The 23,976-nt window shown below is 59.0% G+C and carries 23 protein-coding genes; 11 read left to right on the top strand and 12 right to left on the bottom strand.

What is annotated here, in order from left to right:
* Window positions 1-387, bottom strand: coding sequence for a nuclear transport factor 2 family protein (locus tag HCG46_RS10810; RefSeq protein WP_055657861.1), 387 nt, complete (start codon window positions 385-387; stop codon window positions 1-3).
* Window positions 384-998, bottom strand: a complete 615-nt coding sequence (locus tag HCG46_RS10805) for a glutathione binding-like protein (protein ID WP_075282282.1) — start codon at window positions 996-998, stop codon at window positions 384-386. The genes HCG46_RS10810 and HCG46_RS10805 overlap by 4 nt, the downstream gene beginning before the upstream one ends.
* A gap of 168 nt (window positions 999-1,166) precedes the next feature.
* Between HCG46_RS10805 and HCG46_RS10800 the strand changes: the two genes are divergently transcribed.
* Window positions 1,167-1,529: a helix-turn-helix domain-containing protein gene (locus HCG46_RS10800; RefSeq protein ID WP_228148064.1), complete on the top strand. Its 363-nt coding sequence runs from the start codon at window positions 1,167-1,169 to the stop codon at window positions 1,527-1,529.
* A gap of 22 nt (window positions 1,530-1,551) precedes the next feature.
* On the top strand, window positions 1,552-2,274 hold the full coding sequence (locus HCG46_RS10795) for an alpha/beta fold hydrolase (RefSeq protein ID WP_023014631.1): 723 nt from the start codon (window positions 1,552-1,554) through the stop codon (window positions 2,272-2,274).
* Between the two features lie 108 nt (window positions 2,275-2,382).
* Here HCG46_RS10795 and adh read toward each other — a convergent pair whose 3' ends face one another.
* Both adh and HCG46_RS10785 read right to left on the bottom strand, forming a co-directional pair.
* Window positions 2,383-3,903 (bottom strand): aldehyde dehydrogenase, encoded by a 1,521-nt coding sequence (gene adh / locus HCG46_RS10790; RefSeq protein WP_168686179.1) that lies wholly within the window; start codon window positions 3,901-3,903, stop codon window positions 2,383-2,385.
* Window positions 3,904-4,076: 173 nt separating this feature from the next.
* Window positions 4,077-5,021: a helix-turn-helix domain-containing protein gene (locus HCG46_RS10785; protein WP_205838465.1), complete on the bottom strand. Its 945-nt coding sequence runs from the start codon at window positions 5,019-5,021 to the stop codon at window positions 4,077-4,079.
* A 107-nt stretch (window positions 5,022-5,128) separates the two neighbouring features.
* Between HCG46_RS10785 and HCG46_RS10780 the strand changes: the two genes are divergently transcribed.
* From HCG46_RS10780 to HCG46_RS10770, 3 genes are read left to right on the top strand one after another with little or no spacing between them, the layout of a single operon-like run.
* Entirely contained in the window at window positions 5,129-5,392 is a 264-nt protein-coding gene (locus HCG46_RS10780; RefSeq protein ID WP_168686177.1) for a hypothetical protein, read from the top strand.
* 53 nt (window positions 5,393-5,445) lie between these two features.
* Complete coding sequence (locus HCG46_RS10775; RefSeq protein ID WP_062490227.1) at window positions 5,446-6,030, top strand: heme NO-binding domain-containing protein; 585 nt, start codon at window positions 5,446-5,448, stop codon at window positions 6,028-6,030.
* Window positions 6,027-7,832 carry an EAL domain-containing protein gene (locus HCG46_RS10770; RefSeq protein WP_168686175.1) on the top strand — a complete coding sequence of 602 codons (1,806 nt, stop codon included), beginning with the start codon at window positions 6,027-6,029 and terminating at the stop codon, window positions 7,830-7,832. Before HCG46_RS10775 ends, HCG46_RS10770 begins: the two co-directional genes overlap by 4 nt.
* 108 nt (window positions 7,833-7,940) lie before the next feature.
* On the opposite strand, the gene HCG46_RS10765 is transcribed toward HCG46_RS10770, so the two are convergent.
* The 4 genes from HCG46_RS10765 to HCG46_RS10750 form a co-directional block, all read right to left on the bottom strand.
* Window positions 7,941-9,080, bottom strand: a complete 1,140-nt coding sequence (locus HCG46_RS10765; RefSeq protein WP_023001982.1) for a site-specific DNA-methyltransferase — start codon at window positions 9,078-9,080, stop codon at window positions 7,941-7,943.
* 131 nt (window positions 9,081-9,211) lie between these two features.
* The gene (locus tag HCG46_RS10760; protein WP_168686173.1) at window positions 9,212-9,898 is read right to left on the bottom strand and encodes a DNA-3-methyladenine glycosylase I; all 687 of its coding nucleotides are present in this window, start codon (window positions 9,896-9,898) and stop codon (window positions 9,212-9,214) included.
* A gap of 88 nt (window positions 9,899-9,986) precedes the next feature.
* A complete protein-coding gene (locus HCG46_RS10755; RefSeq protein WP_023001980.1) occupies window positions 9,987-10,793 on the bottom strand; it encodes an amino acid ABC transporter permease in 807 nt (268 codons plus the stop codon).
* A gap of 123 nt (window positions 10,794-10,916) precedes the next feature.
* Window positions 10,917-11,717 carry a transporter substrate-binding domain-containing protein gene (locus tag HCG46_RS10750; RefSeq protein ID WP_023001979.1) on the bottom strand — a complete coding sequence of 267 codons (801 nt, stop codon included), beginning with the start codon at window positions 11,715-11,717 and terminating at the stop codon, window positions 10,917-10,919.
* Between the two features lie 198 nt (window positions 11,718-11,915).
* On the opposite strand from HCG46_RS10750, the gene HCG46_RS10745 reads away from it, so the two are divergent.
* Entirely contained in the window at window positions 11,916-13,424 is a 1,509-nt protein-coding gene (locus HCG46_RS10745) for an AMP nucleosidase (protein ID WP_062490216.1), read from the top strand.
* A gap of 225 nt (window positions 13,425-13,649) precedes the next feature.
* On the opposite strand, the gene HCG46_RS10740 is transcribed toward HCG46_RS10745, so the two are convergent.
* From HCG46_RS10740 to mutY, 4 genes are all read right to left on the bottom strand, one after another.
* Window positions 13,650-14,756, bottom strand: a complete 1,107-nt coding sequence (locus HCG46_RS10740; RefSeq protein ID WP_075282289.1) for a Gfo/Idh/MocA family oxidoreductase — start codon at window positions 14,754-14,756, stop codon at window positions 13,650-13,652.
* A gap of 83 nt (window positions 14,757-14,839) precedes the next feature.
* Complete coding sequence (gene bfr / locus HCG46_RS10735) at window positions 14,840-15,325, bottom strand: bacterioferritin (protein WP_023001976.1); 486 nt, start codon at window positions 15,323-15,325, stop codon at window positions 14,840-14,842.
* A 209-nt stretch (window positions 15,326-15,534) separates the two neighbouring features.
* Complete coding sequence (locus tag HCG46_RS10730; RefSeq protein ID WP_168686171.1) at window positions 15,535-16,083, bottom strand: 2OG-Fe(II) oxygenase; 549 nt, start codon at window positions 16,081-16,083, stop codon at window positions 15,535-15,537.
* An 83-nt stretch (window positions 16,084-16,166) separates the two neighbouring features.
* Complete coding sequence (gene mutY, locus HCG46_RS10725) at window positions 16,167-17,246, bottom strand: A/G-specific adenine glycosylase (RefSeq protein ID WP_168686169.1); 1,080 nt, start codon at window positions 17,244-17,246, stop codon at window positions 16,167-16,169.
* A gap of 224 nt (window positions 17,247-17,470) precedes the next feature.
* On the opposite strand from mutY, the gene HCG46_RS10720 reads away from it, so the two are divergent.
* The 5 genes from HCG46_RS10720 to HCG46_RS10700 all read left to right on the top strand — a co-directional run bounded on the left by HCG46_RS10720 (window position 17,471) and on the right by HCG46_RS10700 (window position 23,928).
* Entirely contained in the window at window positions 17,471-17,980 is a 510-nt protein-coding gene (locus HCG46_RS10720; protein ID WP_031269719.1) for a DciA family protein, read from the top strand.
* 364 nt (window positions 17,981-18,344) lie between these two features.
* The gene (locus HCG46_RS10715; protein WP_023001972.1) at window positions 18,345-18,980 is read left to right on the top strand and encodes a thioredoxin domain-containing protein; all 636 of its coding nucleotides are present in this window, start codon (window positions 18,345-18,347) and stop codon (window positions 18,978-18,980) included.
* Window positions 18,981-19,067: 87 nt separating this feature from the next.
* Window positions 19,068-22,526 carry a chromosome segregation protein SMC gene (gene smc, locus HCG46_RS10710; RefSeq protein WP_168686167.1) on the top strand — a complete coding sequence of 1,153 codons (3,459 nt, stop codon included), beginning with the start codon at window positions 19,068-19,070 and terminating at the stop codon, window positions 22,524-22,526.
* Between the two features lie 212 nt (window positions 22,527-22,738).
* Window positions 22,739-23,125, top strand: a complete 387-nt coding sequence (locus HCG46_RS28565) for an AtpZ/AtpI family protein (RefSeq protein ID WP_023001970.1) — start codon at window positions 22,739-22,741, stop codon at window positions 23,123-23,125.
* A 53-nt stretch (window positions 23,126-23,178) separates the two neighbouring features.
* Window positions 23,179-23,928 (top strand): F0F1 ATP synthase subunit A, encoded by a 750-nt coding sequence (locus HCG46_RS10700; RefSeq protein ID WP_023001969.1) that lies wholly within the window; start codon window positions 23,179-23,181, stop codon window positions 23,926-23,928.
* Window positions 23,929-23,976: the final 48 nt, after the last annotated feature.

Raw genomic sequence — 23,976 nt, 5'->3', positions numbered from 1 at the left:
TCAGGCCACTCCTTCGTTGCGTGGTCGAATTTCGAAGATCTTCGCCATGATTTGCCAGCGGCCTTCGTCCCGCACGAAGGTCAGGAAATCGGTGAAATCGTTGTTGCCGATCGAACAGCGAACTCTGGCAAAGGCCGTGTTCTCACCGGCGAACTGGATCTCGTCGATGACATCGCGGCGCTCCTCACCCCGGGACGCCGGCGACTGGCGGGCGGCGACGACCGGTACATATTCGGCCATCGTGCGATAGAGCAGGGGTGTCTCGTCCGCCGTGGCGTAGATTGCCTTCTCGTGAAACACTTGCTGCAGCAGGTCGGTATCGCAGTGATAAAGCGCGTCGAAATAGTCGGATATGACCTTTTCCAGCGCAGCCAAGGCACTGCTCATGCCGCCAGGCCTTCTTCCTGAAGGGTCTTCAGGGTGGCCGGGCGAGCACGGATGCGCTCAACATAGGCTGCCGTCTTCGGCCAGTCGCCAAGAGACACGCCGATGAAGTTCGTCCAGTTCAAGATGACAAAGGCATAGGCGTCGGCAACGGAGAAGGTATCTCCCAAAAGATAGTCGCCGCCCTTGGCCAGCAAGGCATCGAACTGGCCGAGCTTGGTATTCAGCTTAGCCTGGTTTTCAGCTGCTTCTGCTTCAGAAAATTCCTTGCCGGAAAAGAACGGACTGAAGCCTTTGTGAAGCTCTGAGGACAGGAAGCTGAGCAATTCCAGCACGCGGAACCGGTCGAGCGGCTTGCCAGCTGTATCCGTCGCAAAGTCCGGGTACTGCTCGCCAAGCCAATGCAGGATTGCAACGTTTTCCGTCAGAACGTCACCGTTCTCAAACCGAAGTGCCGGCACGTAGCCGCGCGGATTGGTCTGCGCGTATGCTGCGCCGGTCTCCGTCAGACCCGCGGTCGTATCGACTTTTTCGAGACTGTAGGTGGCTCCGGCTTCGTTGAGCAGGAGATGAGCAGCCATGGAACAGGCACCGGGTTTGTAGAACAGTTTCATCGATTGGCTCCTTGGTTTGTATCGATGCCCGGAAGGTGTCTTTTGAAGTCACCATTGACAAGTAGGTTTCTATTGGTAACTTGCATTATCGAGTTACCGGGCAGAAACCTGATGGTTCCCGCGTGACCTTGGACCCTTGAAGATCGTGTGGTGCCCATGGCCTTGAAAATGCGCAAGAATCTGAGCCCGAAACCGCCGACCCCTTGCAGTCTGACCCAGTGCATGCAGGTGATTTCCGGAGCCTGGGCACCCAACGTCATCTGGAGCCTGCGGGCAGGCCCCCGCCGCTTCAACGAGCTGAAGGCGGATATTCCTCCTGTGTCCGGCAAGGTGTTGTCACAGCGCCTTTCAGAGTTGGAAGGCCGCGGTGTGCTGTTGCGCCATGTCCGCCCGACATCGCCACCTTCCGTTGAATACGAGCTGACGGATCTGGGCCAGGATCTGATTCCGGCACTGGAAGCTATTGTCGAAGTCGGGCACAAACTGAAGGTACGGCGCGATTTCCAGATGGCGGCCGAAGCCGCCGAATAGGCGGTGAAGCGGGGAGGGGCTCTTGAAACAGCAGACTTTCGTTTGCGTCCATGGTGTCTGGCATGGCGGCTGGTGCTGGTCGCGTCTGGCAAACATCCTGCGGGCACGTGGGCATAGCGTGACCGCACCAACGCAGACGGGCCTTGGCGAGCGCTCGCATCTGCTTTCGCCGGACATCACGATCCGGACCTTCGTGGAAGATATCGTGCGCCATCTTCAGTTCGAGGACCTGGCGGACGTCATTCTAGTCGGCCACAGCTTTGGCGGCATTCCGATCACCGGAGTTGTGGACCTCGTGCCGGAGCGCATCGCGAAGCTGGTCTATCTCGACGCGATTATGCTGGAGAGTGGGGAAACCTGGTTCGATCTTCTGCCGCAAGATCTTGCCGAAGACCGCAGGAAGCTGGCGGAAACCAGCAGCGGTGGCCTGTCGCTGCCGCCAGCCCCGCCGGAAAGTTTTGGCATCACGAAGCCAGACGACGTTGCCTTTTTGAAACCGCGCCTGACACCGCACCCGTTCCGGACCTTCACCACGGCACTGGACCTGAAGCACCCGGTCGGAAACGGTCTTCCAGCCCATTACATCGAATGCACTGACCCGCCGTATCCGCCGGCAAAAGTCGCGCTGGCCCGGGCACAGGCCAAGGGATGGCCGGTCTCTCGGATCGCGACAGGCCACGATGCCATGGTGAGCGAGCCTGAGGCGCTTGCAGATCTGCTGGAAGAGATTGCAGAAGAACTTTGACGATGAACAGGCTGCCGTTCCCGGAGCTTCAACGGAAAACGGGGCAGCCTTCTTTCGAAGACTGCCCCGCATCACTGCCAGGACAAGATCGGGTAACGCCGGCAGTCTTTAGAAGAACCCGAGTTTGTTCGGGTTGTAGCTGACCAGCATGTTCTTGGTCTGCTGATAGTGATCCAGCATCATCTTGTGGGTCTCACGGCCGATGCCGGACTGCTTGTAGCCACCAAAGGCCGCATGGGCCGGGTAGGCGTGATAGTTGTTCACCCACACGCGGCCTGCCTCGATGGCGCGGCTGAATCGGTAGCAGCGGTTGGCATCACGCGACCACACGCCGGCGCCGAGGCCGTACATGGTGTCGTTTGCAATCGCCAGGGCTTCTTCTTCGGTCTTGAACGTGGTGACGGACACCACCGGGCCGAAGATTTCCTCCTGGAAGACCCGCATCTTGTTGTGGCCTTTCAGGATGGTCGGCTGAACGTAGAAGCCGCCGGAAAGGTCGCCGTCGAACTTCGCTTCCGCGCCGCCGCACAACACTTGTGCACCTTCCTCGACCCCGATGGTCAGATAGGACAGGATCTTGTCCTGCTGCTCGCGGCTGGCCTGGGCACCGACCATGGTCTCGATGGCGCGCGGGTCACCCTGCTTGATGGCTTTCACACGGGCGATCGCCCGTTCAATGAAGGCTTCGTAGATGTCTTCCTGGATCAGGGCCCGGCTCGGACAGGTGCAGACTTCACCCTGGTTGAAGGCGAACAGAACAAAGCCCTCGATGGCCTTGTCGAGGAACGCATCGTCTTCGCTCATGACGTCGGAAAAGAAGATGTTCGGCGACTTGCCGCCCAGTTCCAGCGTTACCGGAATGAGGTTCTCGGTTGCGTACTGCATGATCATCCGGCCGGTTTCGGTCGACCCGGTAAAGGCGATCTTGGCGATGCGATTTGACTTGGCGAGTGGCGCGCCAACCTCTGCACCAAAGCCATTGACGATGTTGAGAACACCATCCGGCAACAGGCCGCCGATGAGCTCCGCCAGCACCATGATTGCCGCCGGGGTCTGCTCGGCCGGTTTCAGAACGACGCAGTTGCCGGCGGCGAGCGCCGGAGCCAGTTTCCAGGCAGCCATCAGGATGGAGAAGTTCCAGGGAATGATCTGCCCGACAACGCCGAGCGGCTCATGGAAGTGGTAAGCAATGGTGTCGGCATCGATCTCCGACATGGAGCCTTCCTGGCCGCGCAGAACGCCTGCGAAATAGCGGAAGTGGTCGACGGAAAGCGGAATATCGGCTGCCGTGGTTTCGCGGATCGGCTTGCCGTTGTCCCAGGTTTCTGCCTTGGCCAGAATGTCGAGATTCTGCTCCATGACATCGGCGATTTTCAGCAGAATATTGGCACGCTCTGCTGCCGGGGTCCGGCCCCAGGCTTCCTTGGCCGCATGGGCCGCATCAAGCGCCAGGTCAACGTCTGCGGCATCGGAACGGGCGACTTCGCAAACGGTGGCGCCGGAAATCGGCGTGATGTTGTTGAAATACCGTCCGTTCACAGGCGCAACGAATTTGCCGCCGATATAGTTGTCGTAGCGGGACTTGAACGGAGACGTCGTGTCGACGGAAAAACTGGGCATCTGATTCATCTGGGTTCCTCCACAAGATCGGCGGTCAGGCAACCGAAGCTGCGACGGGCCGAAGGTCCCGGTCCTCCACCGGGAATGGGCGGACTGTGCCGGAGGAACTTGCGCAGTGGTAGGAGGGGGCAGATGCCTGTGTCCGGCATGTGTCTCAGTTCTGAGACAGGTCAGCAGGGATATCAGTCTATGTTCAGCCGTTTCATTCGCCGGTAAAGGGTTGCCCGGCCGATGCCGAGCGCGCGCGCGGCTTCGGAAACGTTGCCGCCGGCCCGCGCCAGTGCACGAATGACGGCAGCCCTTTCGGCCTTCTCAAAGCCGCTGGGGCCATCCTCGCGGCCAAGCAGATCGGAAGCGGGCAGGGGCTTCAGAGGGCCGCTTGCACCAAGCCCAAAGGCCTTTCTGGCAGCGCGCGTTGCCCCGAGAACGATGTCGTCGGCGTCGACGGCAAGCAGCATTGCGGTATCGGTGGTTTCCCCGTCGGCGACGATGATACGGGCGGCAGGAAAAGCGGCGCGGAAGGTTTCGATCTCGATCTGTCTTGCAGTCTGCGAGACCATCGCTGCGATCAACCGGTTGAAGGTTTCCGTCTGGTCGGAACGGGCAGAAGACACATCGAGTGCACCGGCGAGCCTGCCGTCCGGACCATAGATCGGCGCGTCCATGCAGCTCATGCCGACATTGCGAGCCAGGAAATGTTCCTGCCGGTGGACGATCAGATTGCGTTCCTCGGCAAGGCAGGTGCCGATGCCGTTTGTGCCGACGGCGGCTTCGCTCCAGTCGGTGCCCTGGCTGAGACCCCAGTCCTGAAAGATGTCCGCATCGGCGCTCATGCAACGCTGGTCAAGCACAACCCCCTCCGCGTCGGTCAGCAGAACCGTGCAGCCGGACTGACCGACCAGGCCGAATAACTGGTCCAGTTTCGGCGTGGCGATTTTCAGGAAAGCACCTGTCTCTTCCCGCCGCCGGTAAAGCTGGTCGTCCCCCATGCGCTGGGGCGCCTTGTGGGTGGCAGGGTCCAGGCCGTGCTTGTCGATCGATCTGCGCCACGAAGCTGCAATCCGGGACAGCGCAGGCGCCGATCCCGATTGCACGGTTCGCAGAACTGTCTCGACATGGTCTTTCATAAATGCGACCGCCGACCTCGGGTCTTCCGGCCGTTTGCGCCGGTTTCAAACCGTCGGATCGTTCCTCCCATGAACGCTCGATTGATCGCGGAGGATGGAGGGATTGCATGACGATTGCAAGCCGTCTGTCCGGCAAGGGGCCGAACCGAAGACGCGGCCGAGCCGGACACGAAGGTTTGCATTGCCTTTCCGATACCTCAAACGATGCACCTTCTTCCGGCAAGAGTTCCAGGTATTCATTGTTGTTTTTCTCAATGGGTTATTTGGAGAAAAAGAAACGTTGGGTAATTAAATCGGAAAACTCGCGCGGAAGTAGTGATTGTTTGTCAGTAATGGCAGTTAAAAACAGACATATGTCTGGAGCTGATTAATGCTGACGTAAGCAAATTCGTATACTCACAATGCTAACTCTGGAGGAGTCTGCATGTATGGAATGGTGAACGAAGGCATTCGCACCTTCATTCTGGACAACCACGGACCCGAGGCCTGGCAAAGCATTTGCGAAACCGCGGGCCTGGAGGAACTCGAATTTGAAAGAATGTCGAGTTATGACGATGCCATCACCTACAAGCTCGTCGGTGCCATCTGCAGCTTTACCGGCCTGCCTGCATCGGACGTCCTGAGCATCTTCGGAAAATACTGGGTCGAATACGCAGGCGCCTCGCATTTCGGCAATCTGATGCGCCTTGCCGGCAATTCCTTCATCGAGCAGTTGAAGGGGCTCGATGACATGCACGACCGGATCCTGCTGTCGATGCCACATCTGAAGCCGCCGTCCTTCGAGGTCGACCAGAAGGAAGATGGATCCTGCATTCTGCACTACTATTCCGATCGTGACGGACTGGCGCCGATGGTCATCGGACTTCTGCATGGTCTCGCCAAGGAGACCGGTGAGAGCATCGAGGTCAACCAGGTCGCGGTGAAATCGGAACAGGCGGATCACGACATCTTTGAAATCCGGATCCTCGACACTGCACTCAAGCCCATGAGAACCGAGGCCGGAATTTGACAGCATCCAAACTCGATCTGACCTGCAAGGCCATCGACATGCTATTTCCAATGCATGTTGTTCTGGACAGTCGCGGCCGGATCAGTGGACTGGGCCCAACCCTTGAACGGATCCTCGGGCCGGAAGCGTCGGGAGCAAGCTTGTTCGACGTCTTCACGGTTGAGCGGCCGCGTAACGTCAGATCCATGGCCTGTGTTCGCGAAAGGCTCGGCACGAAACTGGTCCTTTCCGCATGTCCGCAGGATGGCGAGCCTATACAGTTTCGCGGTTTCGCCCTTGCTGCTGCGGACGAGGACACAGTGTTTCTTGACCTGTCCTTCGGTCTTCACCTGTCACAGGTCGTCGAGCGTTTCGGGTTGACGGAAACCGACTTCAAACCGAACGACTTCTCCATCGATCTCTTCTACTCCTTCGAAGCGCAGCGCACGCTTCTGGAGGACAGCCAGAAGATGGCAACCGCATTGAAGGCGGCGAAGATCGAAGCGGAAAAGAAGGCCTCACAGGATCCGCTGACGGAGATTGCCAACAGAGGGGCACTGCACCGGCGTCTGGAAGAGGCGTTGCAGCTGGCCGACACCGGGCACGTGTTTGCGCTCCTTCACATCGACCTCGACGAATTCAAGTCGGTCAACGACAACTTCGGCCATACCGCGGGCGACATGATCCTGATGCAGACGGCCGAGGCGTTGTCGGCGATATGCGGTCCGAACGACCTTCCTGCACGGCTTGGCGGTGATGAGTTTGCCCTGTTTCTGGCTGAGCCTCCGGACAAGGAAAGCCTCTATGCCATGGCGCTGCGCCTCTTGAATGCGATCGCCATGCCGATCCGCTACAACGGGCACAGCTGCCAGGTCAGCGCGAGTATAGGCGTGGTTCTGTTTCATCCCGGCGAAGTGCAGAACGCCGACAGGCTGATCGCGAATTCCGATATCGCGCTTTACGATGCCAAGGTCACCCGGTCGTCCGTCAAATTGCTGTCAAAGGAGATGATCCGGCGGCACGAGGAGACGAGCAGGTTGGTTTCACAGATCGAAGAAGGTCTGAAACGCAGCCAGTTCGTTCCCTATTTTCAGCCGCAGATCGATATCGTCACGGGTCGGGTGTGCGGCCTGGAGGTGGTCGCGCGCTGGGAGACGGCAGAACAAGGGGTGTTGCCACCGGCCCGTTTCCTGGAAACGGCGACCAGGGCAAACATCATGTCCGAAATCGACCGGCAGGTGCGGTGCAAGGCGTTCACCCATTTTGCTGCCTGGAAATCCGCCGGCAGGGACATAGGCAAGCTCTCGTTGAACGTGACGGCATCGAACCTCAGGTCGGTGGAGTTTGTCGCGATCTTGCATGCCGAACTTGCCGCGGCTTGCCTGAAGCCCGGGGACATTCAGCTGGAACTGCTGGAATCGATCCTCTTCGACCAGTCGGATCAGGAGCTGATTGCCCAGTGCCGTAACCTGGAACAGGCAGGTTTCGCCCTGGCCCTTGATGACTTCGGCACCGGACATTCCTCCATTGCAACCTTGATCGAAACACCGGTCGCGACGCTTAAGATCGACCGCTCGTTCGTTTCCGGGCTCGACAGGAACCCGAAGATGCAGAGAATTGCCGGCGCCATGCTGGCAATGGCCAAGAACATGGGGCTGGACGTTCTGGCGGAAGGCGTTGAAACCCGCGAGGAGCTGGAGTTCCTGAAAAACTGTGGCTGCCGTCTATTCCAGGGTTTCTATTTTTCGCCGCCCATCAGTGCCGACGAGATCCTGCATTGGCTGGATGTCTGGGCGCCGGACGTGAAATACAAAAGCGCCTGATCGAGATACCGTTCCCGTATTCCATAAAGAAAACCCCGTCTCCTTTTCTGGGAAACGGGGCTAAGTCGATCTCGCGGGGAACGCGAAGTCTCTCTTTGGAGTGCCTGCTTATGCCTGCAGGCGGGATCTGATTTCCTTGCGGAGATCGTCGATTGGCGACGTCTTGCCGCCCTCGTTGATGTGCCAGAAGGTCCAGCCGTTGCAGGCCTCCTGACCCTGTACCAAAGCACCGACCTTGTGGATCGAGCCGGTATGATCACCGGACTTGAGCGAGCCGTCGGCGCGCACGATGGCAAGATGCTTGCCTTTCGGGCAGCTGAGTTCCGTCCCCGGCTGCAGCAGACCGCTTTCCAGAAGCGTGCCGAACGGGATGCGCTTCAGCGCTCGCTTGCCCTGCTGCATTTCCAGTGACGCAGCGTCGCCAGGCTCGATGGCCTCGATACGAGCCGTGGCCGCGTCGATATAGTCCTGCTCACGCTCCACGCCGACATAGTGGCGGCCAAGTTTCTTGGCGACAGCCCCGGTGGTGCCGGTCCCGAAGAACGGGTCGAGCACGACATCTCCCGGTTTGGAGGAGGCCGTCAGAACACGGTAGAGCAGGGCCTCCGGTTTCTGGGTCGGATGCACCTTCTGCCCGTCCTTGCCCTTCAGCCTCTCGGTACCGGTACACAGCGGCAGGTGCCAGTCGGAGCGCATCTGAAGATCCTCGTTAAAGGTCTTCAGCGCATCGTAATTGAAGGTCGGCTTCGCATCTTTCGATTTGACCGCCCAGATCATGGTCTCGTGGGCATTGGTGAACCGTTTGCCGCGGAAGTTCGGCATCGGGTTGGACTTCAGCCAGACGATGTCATTCATGATCCAGAAGCCGAGATCCTGCAGGATCGCGCCGACGCGGAAGATGTTGTGATACGAACCGATCACATACAGCGAGCCATCCGCCTTCATCACCCGCCGGACGGCCAGAAGCCAGGCCCGGGTGAAAGCGTCATAGGCTTCGAAACTTTCGAACTGGTCCCAATGGTCGTCACAGGCATCCACCTTTGACTGATCCGGCCTGTGCAGATCGCCACCCAACTGAAGGTTGTAGGGCGGATCCGCGAAGACCAGGTCAACAGACCGGGACGGCAGTTTCTCAAGGGCGGCAACGCAGTCGCCCTTCAGGATCGTGTTCAGCCAGGAAGCACCAGCTTCCGGTTCATTTGATAGGCGGGGTGCCGCGAAGGACACCCCGGTACGCAGTACACTCATTGCGACGCAATACCTCACGCAATTTCGAGTGTCATGGTTACCGGGTTTGGTAAATCAGCGGTTAAGCTGATGGTACAAAAATTCCCTTTGAATCAAGGCTTTGTTTACAATCGTAAAAGCTGAATGAGAAGTTAATGACTTGTCCCGACCGAAAAGGCCAGAATTCTGCTGATTTCGTTCAGAGGACGACCGGAAGTTGCTTTCCATTCGTTAAAGGCGGCTTGAATCGCGGTGAGATTTTTTTTCGACATCGCGTCCTTCTCGATGACATTTTCGCGGATCAGGGCGTTAACCACATCGCCGGAGAGGACGAAACTTTCCTTGCCCATGAAGCGCAAGGCGATTTGCCCTGTGTTGCCACCAAGCCGGCTGCCGCGCTTCTTGAGCAGCTCCATCAGGCCGATCTGGTCGTCGACGGGATAATGCGCGAAAAAACCGGCTGCACTGCCGTGTTCGGTCGCTAGGTCCTTGAGGAAAATCGCGTTTTCCTGAACAGATCGGATCTTGGCACCATTGCGGACGATGCGTTTGTCGCCGAGCAGCGCTTCAAAGGCCTCGTCAGGGAGAAAGGCGAGGCGGGGAACGTCGAACCCCTCGAAGGCTTCCTCGAAACCCGGCCACTTCTGGTCGATCACCTTCCAGCTGAAACCGGCCTGGAACACGCACTTGGTGAACATGGCCAGCCAGCGATCGTCACCGACCTTCTCCAGCTCTTCCGCAGTCCTGGGCGCATTATGCTCTGCCAAAAGAGCATTGAGTGCTGCCGGTCCGCCTTTCTTCTCCGCGGCCAGTGCTTCTATTTCTTCAAAGGAACGCATGCGGGTCTCCGTCTCGCTGCAGACGCCGTTCCCCCTGCACCCCCTCCTCAGGATGAGGGAGGAAGAAAGGCGTGGTCAGGCGAAAACCTTAGCGCTCCTGGATCTGCTTTGCCCGTTCAAATTTGCGCAGGGCCAGCGAAAGCGTGATCGTCATCATCAGGTAGATCAGCGCAACGACATTGTAGGTCTCGAAGTACCGGAAGGAGCCGGCAGCGTAGACCTTGCCCAGCTGGGTGATATCCGCGACACCCAGAACCGAGACCAGCGAGCTGTCCTTGATCAGGGCGACGAAATCATTGCCGAGGGGCGGCAGGATGGTCTTCAGGGCCTGCGGGAAGATGATGAGGCGGAAGCGAAGCCAACCGTTCATGCCGAGTGCTTCGGCGGCCTCGATCTGTCCCTTGTCGACCGCCTGGATGCCTGCCCGAAAGACCTCGGCGATGAAGGCTGAATAGCCGATGGTCAGCGCGAGAACGGCGCGCCAGAGCAGAGGGAAATCCCGCGTGCGCAACGGATCCAGACCCAGAGGTTCCACAACGGCGTTGACCCCGGCAATGAACAGCGGCGTCGCGACGAAGGCGATATAGAGCAGAAGCACGATGATCGGCATGCCGCGCACGATCTCGACGTAGAACCGGGCCATCTGCCGCAAGACGATTGATCCGGACAGGGAGGCAAGCGCCAGCAGGAGCCCGATCAGGGAGGCGCAGAAGAAGGCGACAAGCGTGACGAAGACCGTCAGTCCGATACCACGCGAGACCGTCGACATAACCTGCGAATAGATGTCGTCGGTGGCGATCTGGAACAACAGGAAAACCGCAATGCCGGCGGCAGCAACAAGCCAATAGGGAAAGTCTTCCTTGGGGGCGCCGGACGGTGTCTTGTTGCGGAACATGGGTTGGTCTCGGCTCCAGCTTTGTTAACGGCAGTTCAAACGAAAATGGCCGGCATCGGGGCCAAAAGCCCGGATACCGGCCATGGAGTGGAAAGTCCAGCCGCGCAGGGGCGGAGGATGGCCTTACTGGGCGACTTTATAGTCGAAGAACCACTTCTTGTTCAGTGCATCCAGCGTGCCGTCTGTGCGCATGCTGGCGACAGCCGCATTGATCGGTTCGATCAGGTCGGAGCCTTTCGGGAAAATGAAGCCGAAGTCTTCCGAGCCCATCGGATCGCCGATCAGCTTGAAGGTGTCCGGATTGGTCGCGACATAGCCCTGGCCGCCGGTGCTGTCTGTCAGGACCAGATCGACGTCGCCCGCCTTGAGCGCCTGGACAGCGGCACCAAAGGTTTCGAACAGCTTGATGCGCGGGTTGGCTTCATCACCATCCAGCACTTCATAAACAGTGACGTAGAAGGGGGTGGTGCCCGGTTGAGCACCGGCCAGGAAGTCCGTGTTGGAAGCAAAGCCCTTTGCATCGGTAAACCGGTCTTCATCGGCGCGCACCAGCATGAACATTTCGGACCGCATGTAGGGCTCCGAAAAGTCGACCTGCTCGGCCCTGTCGGCGCGAATGGTGATGCCGTTCATCGCCATGTCGTATTCGCCGGCGGAGATGGCAGGGATCATCGCATCCCAGCTGGTGTTCTGAAAGGTGACGTTCAGGTTCAGCCGCTTGGCGATTTCTGCAACCGCATCATATTCCCAGCCGATTGCCTCGCCAGACTTGGGGTCGACGAACTGCAGCGGTGGGTAGGTGTTTTCCGAAGCAATGACAATGTCCCGGCCACCGAGATCCGGCAGATTGTCGGCAAGGGCGGAGACGCCTGCGCCAATCAGGGAGGAAACGGCGACCGCGAGGGTCAGAACGGTTTTTTTCATGGGAAACTCCTGGTCAAAAGTTAGCCGGACTTTAGCCGCTTGCCACGGTTTGGGAAAGCCTGCTCAAATGCATCGTTGAGGGGCATGTGCAGAAATTTTCTCTCTGCGAAAAAAAATTCAAAATCCGATGCTAGATCTATTGACCAAGGCAAGCGTTAGCGGGACTGTGAGCCCATAACAACAATAAGGAGACGGTTTATGTCCAACTCAACCAAAAACGTTTTTCATCAAGCCGCCCGCAGGGTTCGGCATGCGCCATCGCATCCGCTTGAGGTCTTTACCGACGCCAACAAGGCGGTCGACCGTTTGATCGAAATTTTTGAATCCAACACCGCCTTTCTGCGCCAGCATTTTCAGGACCTTCTGGATGGCAAGGAAATCGACGGCCGCGTGCGCGCGTTCTATCCGCAGGTCCGTATCGTGACCGACAGCCACGTCCGCCTCGACAGCCGCCTGTCTTATGGGTTCGTCTCCCGCCCTGGCACCCACGCCTCCACGATTACCCGCCCGGATCTGTTTCGCAACTATCTGGTGTCGCAGCTTTCGCTGCTGATGAAGAACCACGACGTGCCGATCCAGGTCGGCGACAGCGACATGCCGATACCGCTGCACTTCGCTTTCTATGACGGAACGCATGTGGAAGGCGGCGCAGCAGCTGCAAATCTCGACCGTCCCCTCGCTGACATGTTCGATCTTCCCGACCTGACGGTGATGGACGATTCCATTGCCAACGGCACCTACGATCCGGCCGACGGTGTGATGCCGCTGGCATCCTTCACGGCGCCGCGCGTCGACTATTCCCTGCACCGCCTGCAGCACTACACGGCGACAAAGGCCGAGCATTTCCAGAACTACGTGCTTTTCACGAACTACCAGTTCTACATCGACGAGTTCTGCCGCATGTCCAAGGCGTTGCTGTTGCAGCCGGACAGTGGTTACGAGGCGTTTGTTTCCCCCGGCAACGTGGTGTTGGAGGCAGGGCAGACACAGCCGGATGGCGAAGAGCTGACAAAACTGCCCCAGATGCCGGCGTATCACCTGAAGCGGGCTGACGGCAGCGGCATCACCATGGTCAACATCGGTGTCGGGCCGTCCAACGCCAAAACCATCACTGATCATATCGCGGTGCTGCGCCCGCATGTCTGGCTGATGCTCGGACACTGCGCAGGCCTCAGGAACAGCCAGACGCTAGGCGACTATGTTCTGGCCCATGGGTATGTGCGAGAGGACAATGTGCTCGACCAGGACCTGCCGATCTGGGTGCCGATCCCTCCGCTTGCCGAAGTGCAGGTTGCACTGGAAGACGCGGTTGCCGAAATCACCGGCATCGATGGGTATGAATTGAAACGTGTCATGCGCACCGGAACCGTCGTATCGCTCGACAACCGAAACTGGGAACTCTGGGACCAGCCGGAACTGGTCAAGCGGTTCTCCCAGTCCCGTGCCATCGCGCTCGATATGGAATCGGCAACCATCGCGGCCAACGGCTTCCGCTTCCGGGTGCCTTACGGCACGCTGCTGTGCATCTCGGACAAGCCGCTCCATGGCGAATTGAAACTGCCGGGCATGGCGACCGACTTCTACAAGCGCCAGGTCGCCCAGCATCTCCAGATCGGCATCAGGGCAATGGAGAAGATGCGAGACATGACGGCAGAGCGCCTGCATTCCCGGAAGCTCCGCAGCTTTGCCGAGACGGCGTTCCAGTAGGGTGTGCAGAGCGGGCAGGAAGTTTCCCCACTTATGAGTGTCGCCCCGGGCGCGCAAAGCGAGACCCGGGGCCTACTGATTTCCAGAGAAATGACCTGGCGTGGCAAGGGGTTGGCAGAACCTCCTGCTTTGGCAAGCTGACTTGCGAGTAGGCCCCGGATCTGCGCTGCGCTTGTCCGGGGTGGCACCCTGGAGAACAACGCTCGCCCCCAGCCGCCCCGTCCGTCAAACCGTTGCCCACGTACCGGTCTTCGACGATTTCCAGGCAGCTTCCGTGACCAGTTGCACCTCCAGCCCGTCCCGGAAGGTCGGCCAGACAGGTGTTCCGGTTTCGATGGCCTTCAGGAAGTCCCGCATCTCGATGATGATCTGGTCCTGATAACCGGTTCCGTGACCGGGGCCCTGACAGAAGGGCAGGTAATCGGGATGTGCCGGTCCGGTCAGGATCTTGCGGAAGCCGCGTTCCGCCTCCGGCCCTTCGGCAAGGTAAAGCCAGAGCGCATTCTGGTCTTCCTGGTCGAAGCGGATCGAACCTTTGTCACCGTATATCTCGTAGGCGTAACCCATCTTCCGGCCGGTGGCGACACGGCTGATGAAGAGATGACCCATCGCACCGTTTTGAAAGCGGCACATGAGATGGGCCTGGTCGTCATTGGTGACCGCCTCCGGCCCGTTTGCGCCCGGACGTTCGGAGTGGACGGTCTGAATATCCGCACTAACGCTGGAGATAGGCCCGGCAAGGCGCAGGGCGGCGTTGATGATGTGAGGGGCGAGATCGCCCATGCATCCATTGCTTATGTCCTTGGTACGCCAGTGCGACGGCGTTTGCGGATCTGACAGAAAATCCTCGGTGTGTTCAGCGCGAATATAGTGGATCTGACCAATCCGGCCTGACTGGACAAGGTCATGGGCAAATTGGCTTGCAGGAGTGCGAATGTAATTGAAGCCGGTCATGTTCGGCAGGCCGGAGGCTTCTGCCGCCGCCATCATCCTGCGGCAATCTTCGGCGTGGCTGGCAAGCGGCTTTTCGCAAAAGACAGCCTTGCCGTTTTCAAAGGCGGCAATTGCGATATCCATATGGGTCGACTGGGGTGAGGCAATCACAACCGCATCGATCGCCGGATCGGCAACGACAGTGCGCCAGTCGTCCGTCGCCCGGTTGAACCCGAAAGCACGGGCCTTTTCCCGGGCACCTTCCAGCGTCGTTGCACAGATCGTCTCGCAAATCGGGCGCAGGCCTGTGTCGAAAACTGACGCCACTGATTTCAGGGCAACAGCATGGGCCTTGCCCATATAGCCTGTTCCGATCAGCCCGATCCGGATTTCCGTCATGGTTTCGCACCTCCAATTGCAATGAAAAAGCCGGTGCAGACCTGCACCGGCTTCAACATAACCAATGAAATGGCCGCTTGCGACTACTCGGCTTCGTCGGCTGGTGCGGCATTCAACATGCCGTAGCGCTCGACACCGATCTTTTCCAGAAGGTCGATCTGGGTTTCCAGGAAGTCGATATGGCCTTCCTCGTCGGACAGCAGCTCTTCGAAAAGCTGCATGGAAACATAGTCGCCTTCTTCACGGCAGACATCGCGGGACTTGGCATAGGCCGTGCGGGCGTCATATTCGCCGGCAAGGTCTGATTCCAGAACTTCCTTGATGTTCTGGCCGATGCGCAGCGGTGCGACCTTCTGCATGTTCGGATGGCCTTCCAGGAAGATGATGCGGTCGACCAGCTTGTCGGCATGCTGCATTTCCTCGATGGATTCTTCACGTTCCTTCTTGGCAAGGCGCGCAAAGCCCCAGTCGCTCAGGAGGCGGTAGTGAAGCCAGTACTGATTGATGGCGCCGAGCTCCAGAAACAGAGCTTCGTTCAGGCACTCAATGACTTTTTCATTCCCTTTCACGGCAGAGCCTCCTTATTGCAAACCGATCTTTGTTTAGAATTATTCTAGAGTAATTCACGGCAGGCGCAAGGGTCCATTGCGCACGGAAGTGTAACTTCCACTGGTTACACCCCGAAACAGCGAATTGAAACCGATCACGTGCGCTTTGACGTTTTTCCGGGTGCGAAGAGCAAGCTTCGGAGCCGTAGACACCTGTCCCCGCTCAGATCTCACCGAAAGCGGGGGCCGTGGCTCCAGCAGGTCAGGGAGTAGCGGGTGCCCTTGGTCACGGGTACGACCCTGTGCAGCATGAAACTGGCAAACAGCGTTGCACAGCCCTGTTCACGCGATGCGGCCATCACCTTGTGTCCAAGGCTGATTTCCAGCGCGCCACCTTCATAGTCCTGCGAAGGGGAAAGCTGGGTGACGATGGTTGCCTTGCGGAATTGCGCGATTGGGCCTTCGCCGACATCGGAATGCCAGTCGTAATGGCCTTCTTCACTTTCGTCGTATATGGCGACCTGCAATTTTTCACGAAACTCGGTGATGTCGAAATCGAAAGCCTCGCGGTTGGCCTTTGCAACGGCGGTCATCACGCGGTTCAAAACCCATCGCGCATCGCCTTCGTCATCAAGCCAGCTGATTCTGGCCCGGCGGATGTCACCCTGCTGCTTGCCCCCGACGAGGCCGCCCGTATCCTGAGCTTCGGCCCGGCTCAGGCGGATGATTTCATCGCAGTCCTTTTGAGAGAAGAGTGCGTCATAGGAATAGGTGAACATCGAGGCTCAGATCCAAGGATTGGGTGCGCTGTTCAACATCCAAACCGGACAAACTGCAACTGTTTTCTTGAGCCGGGAAAGAACTATTTCCGGGGGCTTTCGAACGCAGCGGCAAGAGCCTTCTTCATAACCGTGGGAAGTGCTTCGGTTTCAATGACTTCCGGGGCCGACCACCAGCCACCGTCAAGCAGTGGAGTGGTGTCTGCCGTAAGGTTGGCCCGATAGACGGTGAGCCGCAAATGGAAATGGGTGAAGGTGTGTTTCACTTCCACCGGTCGCTGCTGCCAATCCGCCGGAAACGGTGCGAAGTCTGGAGCCGCATCGGGCGAGAAATCCTCTGCCCATTCGGTCCCCGGCACTTCGCTCATCCCACCAAGCAGACCTCTTGGTGGGCGGCGGCGCAACAGCACGGCCCCCGTCGCCGTATCGACAGCCACGAATGCAGCTCCAAAACGGGTGGGTTTTTCCTTCTTGGGTGCTTTGCGCGGCAGTGTTTCGGCAAGGTTTGAGGATTGCACCTTGCAGATAGAGCGCCACGGGCAGAGCGCGCAGGCCGGACGTCTGGGCGTGCAGATGGTTGCGCCAAGGTCCATCACCGCTTGCGCGAAGTCACCGGGCCGTTGGTCCGGTGTCAGGCCAGCCATTTTTGCCTTTATTTCTGGTTTGGCGTCCGGAAGCGGTGTTTCGATCTGGAAAAGTCGTGTCAGCACCCGCTCCACGTTGCCGTCGACCACTGCTGCGTGCCGGTCAAACGCGATGGTTGCGATGGCGGCAGCCGTATAGGGGCCGATGCCCGGAAGCTTCAGCAATGCGTCTTCGTCTTCCGGAAAGCGGCCGTCGTGATCGCGGGCAACGGTTTCGGCACATTTTTTCAAATTGCGCGCCCGCGAGTAATAGCCAAGGCCCGCCCAGGCTTTCATGACGTCTTCTTCTGCCGCAGCGGCAAGATCGGTTACGGTTGGCCAGCTTCGCGTAAACTTCGTGAAATAGTCTTTGACGGCGGCAACGGTCGTTTGCTGAAGCATGACTTCGGACAGCCAGATCCGGTAGGGATCGGGGACTTCGCCCAGTAGGCGGTCTTCCGGGGAAACCCGCCAGGGCAGGCGCCGGGCATGACGGTCGTACCAGTCGAGAAGCAGTCGGGAAGGGGAAGCAGACGCCATGAGATCAGCAGAACAAGTGGTGTTGATATGAAGCAGCAAGCCTTGGATAGCCTGGGGACAACTTGGCTGATAAAGGCAGTGCGGTGAGGTTGGGGAAAGTATTCGTCGTCATTTTGTCGTATTCTATTGAGACACAACACCCCAATCTGGAAAATGGTCGGCAAATCGCCGCACCTTACATCTGGATGAGGAGGTAGGCTATTAGCGCTACAAAGGCAAATCCCGTGCACGCCTCGAAGGGGGTGAAATCGCTGGCCGATCTTGTCGGCAAGGCGATGACGCCTGTTTGCCGGAAGCGTGGATTTGCGTCCGTCGATATCATTGCCTCCTGGGCCGATATTGTCGGCGAGCGTTATGGCACGCGCGTGCAGCCGGACAGACTGATCTGGCCGCGGCAGCCAGAACGCGGCGACCCGGAAAACCCGCCGGAACCGGCGACGCTGGTGGTGCACACGGACGGGGCGACAGCCTTGATCCTGTCTCATGACAGTGCCCAGGTGATCGAGCGTATCAATACTTTCTATGGTTGGCGGGCCATCGGTCGCATCAAGATCCTGCAGAAGCCGGTTCTGGTGAAGCAGCCCGTGCGCAAGAAGCCCTTGCGCGACTTGACGCAAACCGAGGAACAGCAGCTCGAAGCACGGCTGGAGGGGGTGGAGAACGACCGCCTGCGGCAGGCGCTCAGGAAGCTTGGCGCCCAGGTTATTGCCCGCAGCGCAGAAGATGCGGCCTGACGGTCCACATTGCTTCTTCCAATAACAACTCTGTGAAACCGGCATTGGCAAACGTGCCGCCGGCTTTGGCATGATATCGAAGAACTCAGGATTTCCCTTGTGTTGGTGTCGGCGGGTCAAGGGTGGATGCCAGTATTTAATAGCCTTTGACCGTCCTCGCTCCTGCCACATTTGATAAGCTTTGTTGACGCCGCCTGCCCGAGAGGGCACAGAAAGCGGCAAGCTGGTTCATCCTGCATTCAGCTGAACGCAAATAGGGTGGCCCGGTATCAATTAACCCGATCGGCCAGGATATCCGACAGGATGTGCTTCGATCCACGCACCGGCCGGTGCAGCGCTTGATTAATGTGACAGGACGATCTTCGTGACCCAGACCCGTAGACAGTTTCTCAAAACCACTGCCCTGGCGACGGCTGCATTCTGCCTTGCCGGTTCGAGCTTGGCTCTTGCGCAGGCCGTCGACCAGGACGAGTTGGTCAAACCCGGCCCGCTGGGCGACAAGATCCTTGGCGACGAAAACGCGCCGGTCACGATTGTGGAATACGCATCCATGACCTGCGGACATTGCGCCAATTTCCATGAGCGTACCTATCCGGCCCTGAAGGCCGACTACATCGATACCGGCAAGGTTCGCTTCATTTTCCGCGAATTCCCGCTGGATCCGGTTGCGGCCGGCGCGTTCATGCTCGCCCGCTGCGCTCCTGCGGACAAATATTTCGAGATTGTGGACATCATGTTCGAACAGCAGCGGACCTGGGCGTTTACCGACAATCCGTACCAATCCATGCTCGACTTTTCCAAGCAGATAGGTTTTACAAAAGAGTCCTTTGAGGAATGCTTGGGGAACCAGGGTCTGCTCGACGCCATCGATGCGGTGAAAAACCGCGGTGCAAACGAGTTTGGCGTGAACTCCACCCCGACGTTCTTCATCAATGGCGAAAAGCACTCGGGGGCGCTTTCGATTGAAGAGATGGGCAAACTTATTGACGCAAACCTCTAGACTGGCGGTCTGTCCGCCGGTCTGTTCGGTATGCGCCGATCAAGCCCGTGATTTTCGGGTGTCCGTGTCCAGGAGGCACGGGCGCCAATGAAATTTTCCAAGCTCCGCATTGTCGGTTTCAAATCCTTCGTCGAACCGATGGAGTTCATCATCGGCAACGGCCTGACCGGTGTGGTCGGGCCGAATGGCTGCGGCAAGTCCAATCTTGTCGAGGCCCTTCGCTGGGTGATGGGCGAAAACTCCTACAAGAACATGCGTGCGTCCGGCATGGACGACGTCATCTTTTCCGGCAGCCTGAACCGCCCGGCGCGCAACACCGCGGAAGTGACGCTCTACCTTGAAAACCAGGACCGTACGGCACCTGCCGCTTTCAATGATGCCGATGCGCTTGAAGTCAGCCGCCGTATCGAACGCGAGCAGGGCTCCAACTACAAGATCAACGCCAAGGATGTGCGTGCGCGTGACGTGCAGCTTCTTTTCGCCGACGCATCCACAGGCGCCAGGTCACCTGCCATGGTGCGCCAGGGGCAGATTGGCGAGCTGATTGCCGCCAAACCGACCTCCCGCAGGCAGATCCTGGAAGAAGCCGCCGGTATTTCCGGTCTGCATTCGCGCCGGCATGAGGCGGAAATTCGCCTTCGCGCCGCTGAGCAGAACCTGGAACGACTGGAAGATGTCCTCGTTCAGATCGACAGCCAGCTCGACAATCTGCGCCGCCAGTCGCGCCAGGCTTCGCGCTATCGTAACCTGTCGTCTGAAATCCGCGGGGCCGAAGCCTCGATCCTTTACATTCGCTGGACCGAGGCGCGCGATGCGCTGGGATCAGCCGAAAGCCATTTTGCCGAAGCCCAGAAGCAGGTGAACGAAGCCACGGGTTTGCAGGCGGAAAGCGCCCGCATCCAGGCTATCGCCGCCCACAAGCTGCCGGAACTGCGCGAGGATGCGGCCAGGGCGGGCGCCGCCTTGCAGCGGCTGGTGATCGCCCGCAACGAACTGGACGCGGAAGAACGGCGGGTAAAGGAAAAGCTTCAGGATCTGGAGCGCCGCCTGGTGCAGCTGGCGGAAGATATCCGGCGCGAACAGTCCATGGTGTCCGAGAACGACGAGGTTCTGGAGCGCTTGTCGGAAGAACGCGCAGAGCTACTGGAAGAAAACGAGATGGTGCAGGAGCGCACCGAAAGCGCTCGTGAAAAGGTGGCCGAGGCCGAAGAGGCCGTGGGAACGCTGGAGAACCAGTTGTCCGACCTGACCGCGGCCGAAGCGCGTGCAACCGCCGAACGCCGCCAGTTGGAGCGGGCAGTCGCGGAAAGCCGCCAGCGCTCGGACCGGTTGTTAGCTCAGGCTCAGGACGCTCAGAAGGCTCTTCAGGAAATCAACGAACGCATGGCCGAACAGGACGGCGTTTCCGAGAACCGGGAAGCGCTGGAGATGGCCGAGGAAACTCTTCTGGAGGCGGAAGCTGCCGCGGAAGAAGCCGAAACCGCGACCCGCGAAGCGCGCGAACAGGAGCAGTCCGCACGTGGACCCGTTGGTGATGCCCGCCAGATGTTGCAGGGCCTCGAGACAGAGGCACGGACGCTGGAGCAGGTGCTGAATGTTCACTCCGAACAGGATCACACGCCCGTTGTCGAGCAGATCCAGGTGGAGCAGGGCTTCGAAACGGCTCTGGGGGCGGCACTTGGTGAAGACCTTGATGCCTCACTTGAAGAAGCTGCCGCTGTTCGCTGGGGTGGTGTCCTCTCTCATGATGGCGATCCATCCTTGCCGGCGGGAACCCGCAGTCTGGCCGAGGTGGTTGAAGCCCCTGTCGAGCTGAGCCGCCGCCTGCGTCAGATCGGCCTTGTCGACCAGACCGACGGACCAGGCCTGCGCACGACCCTGCAACCGGGGCAATGTCTGGTTTCCGTGGAAGGCGACCTGTGGCGCTGGGATGGATTTGTAATCGCGGCCAATGCGCCGACACCGGCGGCACAGCGCCTGGCGCAGAAGAACCGCCTTTCTGAACTCGGAGATGAAATCGAGCAGGCCCGGCGCGAGCTTGAGGATCGTCAGCAGGCACTGGAAGGTGCCGCAACGAGGGTTCGGCAGGCCGTTGAACTTGAACAGATGGCCAGAGGCAAGGTTCGTGACGGCCAGCGTCAGGCAGCCGCGGCGCGCGAAGCCCTGGCTGCGGCGGAAAGGGCCGTTTCCCAGTTCGCCGCCAAGCTGGAAGCTGCGCAGGACCGGGCACAGCGTCTTGGTGAAGAGGCCGAGCTGGCACGTGAACAGCTGGCAGAGGCCGAAGAACGCCTGGAAGAAGCGCCAGACGGAACCAGCTATCGCGAAAGCATCGAAGAATTGCAGGGGCAGGTCGCGGCCGCACGCGGCGCCCTGGCCGAAGCAAGGGCCGTGGCAGAGGGTCTTGCCCGCGAACAGCAGATGCGCGACCGGCGGCTTGAAGCCATCGCCCGGGAATATGACGGCTGGAAGACCCGTGCTGCCAATGCCGCCCAGCAGATTTCCATTTTGCAGGAACGGCGTGAAGAAGCGGAAGAAGAGCGGGCCGAGCTGATCGAGGCGCCCGAAGACATCGAAATCAAGCGCCGCGACGTGTTTTCCGCCATTGCCAAGGCAGAAGAGGAAAAGAAGGCGCGCGACGATCAGCTTCAGCAGGCGGAACTGGATCTTGCCGACGTCGACCGTGCAGCCAAGGCCGCGATGGAAGCGATGGCAGGCGCACGAGAAGAGAAGATTCGCGCCGAGGAGCGGCTGGAAGCCGCCCGCGACCGCAAGCAGAACCTGGAACGGCGGATCGACGAGGACCTGGAGGTTCCGGTAACGGCATTGCCGGAAATCGCGGGTCTGAAGGAAGGTGCACCGCTGCCGGATCCCGATTCCATGGAGCGCAAGCTGGAACGGCTGAAGGCGGAGCGCGAACGGCTTGGCGGCGTCAACCTGCGCGCGGAAGAAGAGCTGCGCGAAATCGACGATCAGAAGACCACGCTGACCTCGGAGCGTGATGACCTGATCGAGGCGATTCGCCGTCTGCGAACAGGGATTTCGAATCTCAACCGCGAGGCGCGCGAACGTCTGCTCGCTTCCTTCGAGATCGTCAACGGTCATTTCCAGCGCTTGTTCACTCATCTTTTTGGTGGCGGCACGGCCGAACTCCAGCTGGTCGATTCCGATGATCCGCTGGATGCGGGGCTGGAAATCATCGCGCGCCCTCCCGGCAAGAAGCCACAGACCATGACGCTGCTGTCGGGTGGTGAGCAGGCGCTCACGGCCATGTCCCTGATTTTCGCGGTGTTCCTGACCAACCCTGCGCCGATCTGCGTGCTCGACGAGGTCGATGCGCCGCTGGATGACGCGAACGTGGAGCGTTACTGCGATCTCCTGGACGAGATGGCCAAGAGCACGGAAACCAGATTTGTGGTGATCACGCACAATCCGATCACCATGGCGCGCATGAACCGCCTCTTCGGCGTGACGATGGCCGAGCGCGGGGTTTCCCAGCTTGTTTCGGTCGATCTGGAGACGGCAGAGCGATTCCGCGAAACTGGCTAAGATTGCGTCTGGTGCGGCACTGCCGCGAAAACCTTATGCAACTTAGGTCTGGCTGATTCTGCAAAAACAGAAAAGATCTTTATTTTTCAAATGGATAGAGTTTAGTGCAGGCTTCTTGACACGGCATGAGGTGCCGACTATGGTGCGCGCGGCTTAGGGGGCTCCCCAGTTGTCGGATCAAGCATGTCGGCGCAAGCTGAGGACTTAAGAACATGTCTTCGCAAAACGGCGATAACAAGGATCGGGCGGTTGGTTCCCCGGAAGCAGGTCTGTCGGAACGGCGGGCTCAATTGAACCGGAAGCTTGATGACATAAGGGTGGTTGAAGAAAAGACCGCTCGGAAGTCTCAAAGCAGCTCATCCGGATACGCGCAGGCAATGAAACTCTCTTCGGAGTTTATCGCCGGCGTGCTGGTGGGGGCCGGGATTGGTTGGGTTGCCGACCAGTGGCTTGGGACGTCGCCTTTCGGGCTGATTGTCTTTCTGTTGCTGGGTTTCGTGGCCGGGGTCTTGAACGTTCTGCGCGCGGCCGGTGTCGTCGAGCAGCCGGATGCCAAGGTCCAGCGCGAAAAAGACGTTCAGAACGACAGATCGAAATAGAATTTGTCGCGCCTTCTGGCGCATTGATATGAACGAACGAAGAAGGCTGGCCGGTGGCGAACGATCCGATCCATCAGTTCCATATCCAGACGCTATTCCCGATTGAAGTCGGGGGCATGGATTTCTCTTTTACCAACTCTTCGTTGTTCATGGTTTTGACCGTGGCGGCGACGTCTGCATTCCTGATTTTCTCGACCAGCGGCCGCGGACTCGTTCCGACCCGCCTGCAGTCGATTTCGGAAATGGCGTATGAGTTTGTTGCCGGAACATTGCGAAGTTCAGCAGGAACGGAAGGGATGCGCTTCTTCCCTCTCGTGTTCTCGCTCTTCATGTTCGTTCTGGTTGCCAATCTGTTCGGGATGTTCCCGTACTTCTTTACCATCACCAGCCACATCATCGTGACCTTCGCCCTGGCGATGCTGGTGATCCTTACCGTGATCATTTACGGCTTCATGAAAAACGGCATGAAGTTCCTCAAGCTCTTCGTCCCCAGCGGCGTGCCCGGTGCACTGATCCCGCTCGTGACGCTGATCGAGGTGATCTCGTTCCTTTCGCGCCCGATCAGCCTGTCCGTTCGTCTTTTCGCGAACATGCTCGCCGGTCACATCACGCTGAAAGTGTTCTCCGGATTCATCGTCAGCCTTAGCGCGATGGGTGCGGTCGGTATCTTCGGATCCATTCTCCCTCTCGGAATGACGGTTGCCCTGACGGCTCTGGAATTCCTGGTCGCGTTCCTGCAGGCATACGTCTTCACCGTTCTGACCTGCATGTACCTGAACGACGCCATTCATCCTTCACACTGAGGGTAACCCAATCACACGGCCATTGCGCCGCGAGTGAGCAATCTGCAA

Origin of the sequence: Labrenzia sp. PO1 (assembly GCF_012273635.1) — a bacterium.
GTDB classification, from domain to species: domain Bacteria; phylum Pseudomonadota; class Alphaproteobacteria; order Rhizobiales; family Stappiaceae; genus Roseibium; species Roseibium algicola.
The sequence above is the reverse complement of the archived record's forward strand: the minus strand, read 5'-3'. Positions and strand labels throughout refer to the sequence as shown.

Bases quoted from the DNA above. Each gene is read 5' to 3' on its own strand.
- HCG46_RS10745 (WP_062490216.1), top strand. From the start codon at position 11,916: ATGTCCAACTCAACCAAAAACGTTTTTCATCAAGCCGCCCGCAGGGTT.
- HCG46_RS10805 (WP_075282282.1), bottom strand. From the start codon at position 998: ATGAAACTGTTCTACAAACCCGGTGCCTGTTCCATGGCTGCTCATCTC.
- adh (WP_168686179.1), bottom strand. From the start codon at position 3,903: ATGAATCAGATGCCCAGTTTTTCCGTCGACACGACGTCTCCGTTCAAG.
- HCG46_RS10775 (WP_062490227.1), top strand. From the start codon at position 5,446: ATGTATGGAATGGTGAACGAAGGCATTCGCACCTTCATTCTGGACAAC.
- HCG46_RS10810 (WP_055657861.1), bottom strand. From the start codon at position 387: ATGAGCAGTGCCTTGGCTGCGCTGGAAAAGGTCATATCCGACTATTTC.
- smc (WP_168686167.1), top strand. From the start codon at position 19,068: ATGAAATTTTCCAAGCTCCGCATTGTCGGTTTCAAATCCTTCGTCGAA.
- HCG46_RS10730 (WP_168686171.1), bottom strand. From the start codon at position 16,083: ATGTTCACCTATTCCTATGACGCACTCTTCTCTCAAAAGGACTGCGAT.
- HCG46_RS10785 (WP_205838465.1), bottom strand. From the start codon at position 5,021: ATGAAAGACCATGTCGAGACAGTTCTGCGAACCGTGCAATCGGGATCG.
- HCG46_RS10740 (WP_075282289.1), bottom strand. From the start codon at position 14,756: ATGACGGAAATCCGGATCGGGCTGATCGGAACAGGCTATATGGGCAAG.
- HCG46_RS10765 (WP_023001982.1), bottom strand. From the start codon at position 9,080: ATGAGTGTACTGCGTACCGGGGTGTCCTTCGCGGCACCCCGCCTATCA.
- HCG46_RS10780 (WP_168686177.1), top strand. From the start codon at position 5,129: ATGACGATTGCAAGCCGTCTGTCCGGCAAGGGGCCGAACCGAAGACGC.
- mutY (WP_168686169.1), bottom strand. From the start codon at position 17,246: ATGGCGTCTGCTTCCCCTTCCCGACTGCTTCTCGACTGGTACGACCGT.
- HCG46_RS10760 (WP_168686173.1), bottom strand. From the start codon at position 9,898: ATGCGTTCCTTTGAAGAAATAGAAGCACTGGCCGCGGAGAAGAAAGGC.
- HCG46_RS10755 (WP_023001980.1), bottom strand. From the start codon at position 10,793: ATGTTCCGCAACAAGACACCGTCCGGCGCCCCCAAGGAAGACTTTCCC.
- HCG46_RS28565 (WP_023001970.1), top strand. From the start codon at position 22,739: ATGTCTTCGCAAAACGGCGATAACAAGGATCGGGCGGTTGGTTCCCCG.
- HCG46_RS10800 (WP_228148064.1), top strand. From the start codon at position 1,167: ATGCGCAAGAATCTGAGCCCGAAACCGCCGACCCCTTGCAGTCTGACC.
- HCG46_RS10750 (WP_023001979.1), bottom strand. From the start codon at position 11,717: ATGAAAAAAACCGTTCTGACCCTCGCGGTCGCCGTTTCCTCCCTGATT.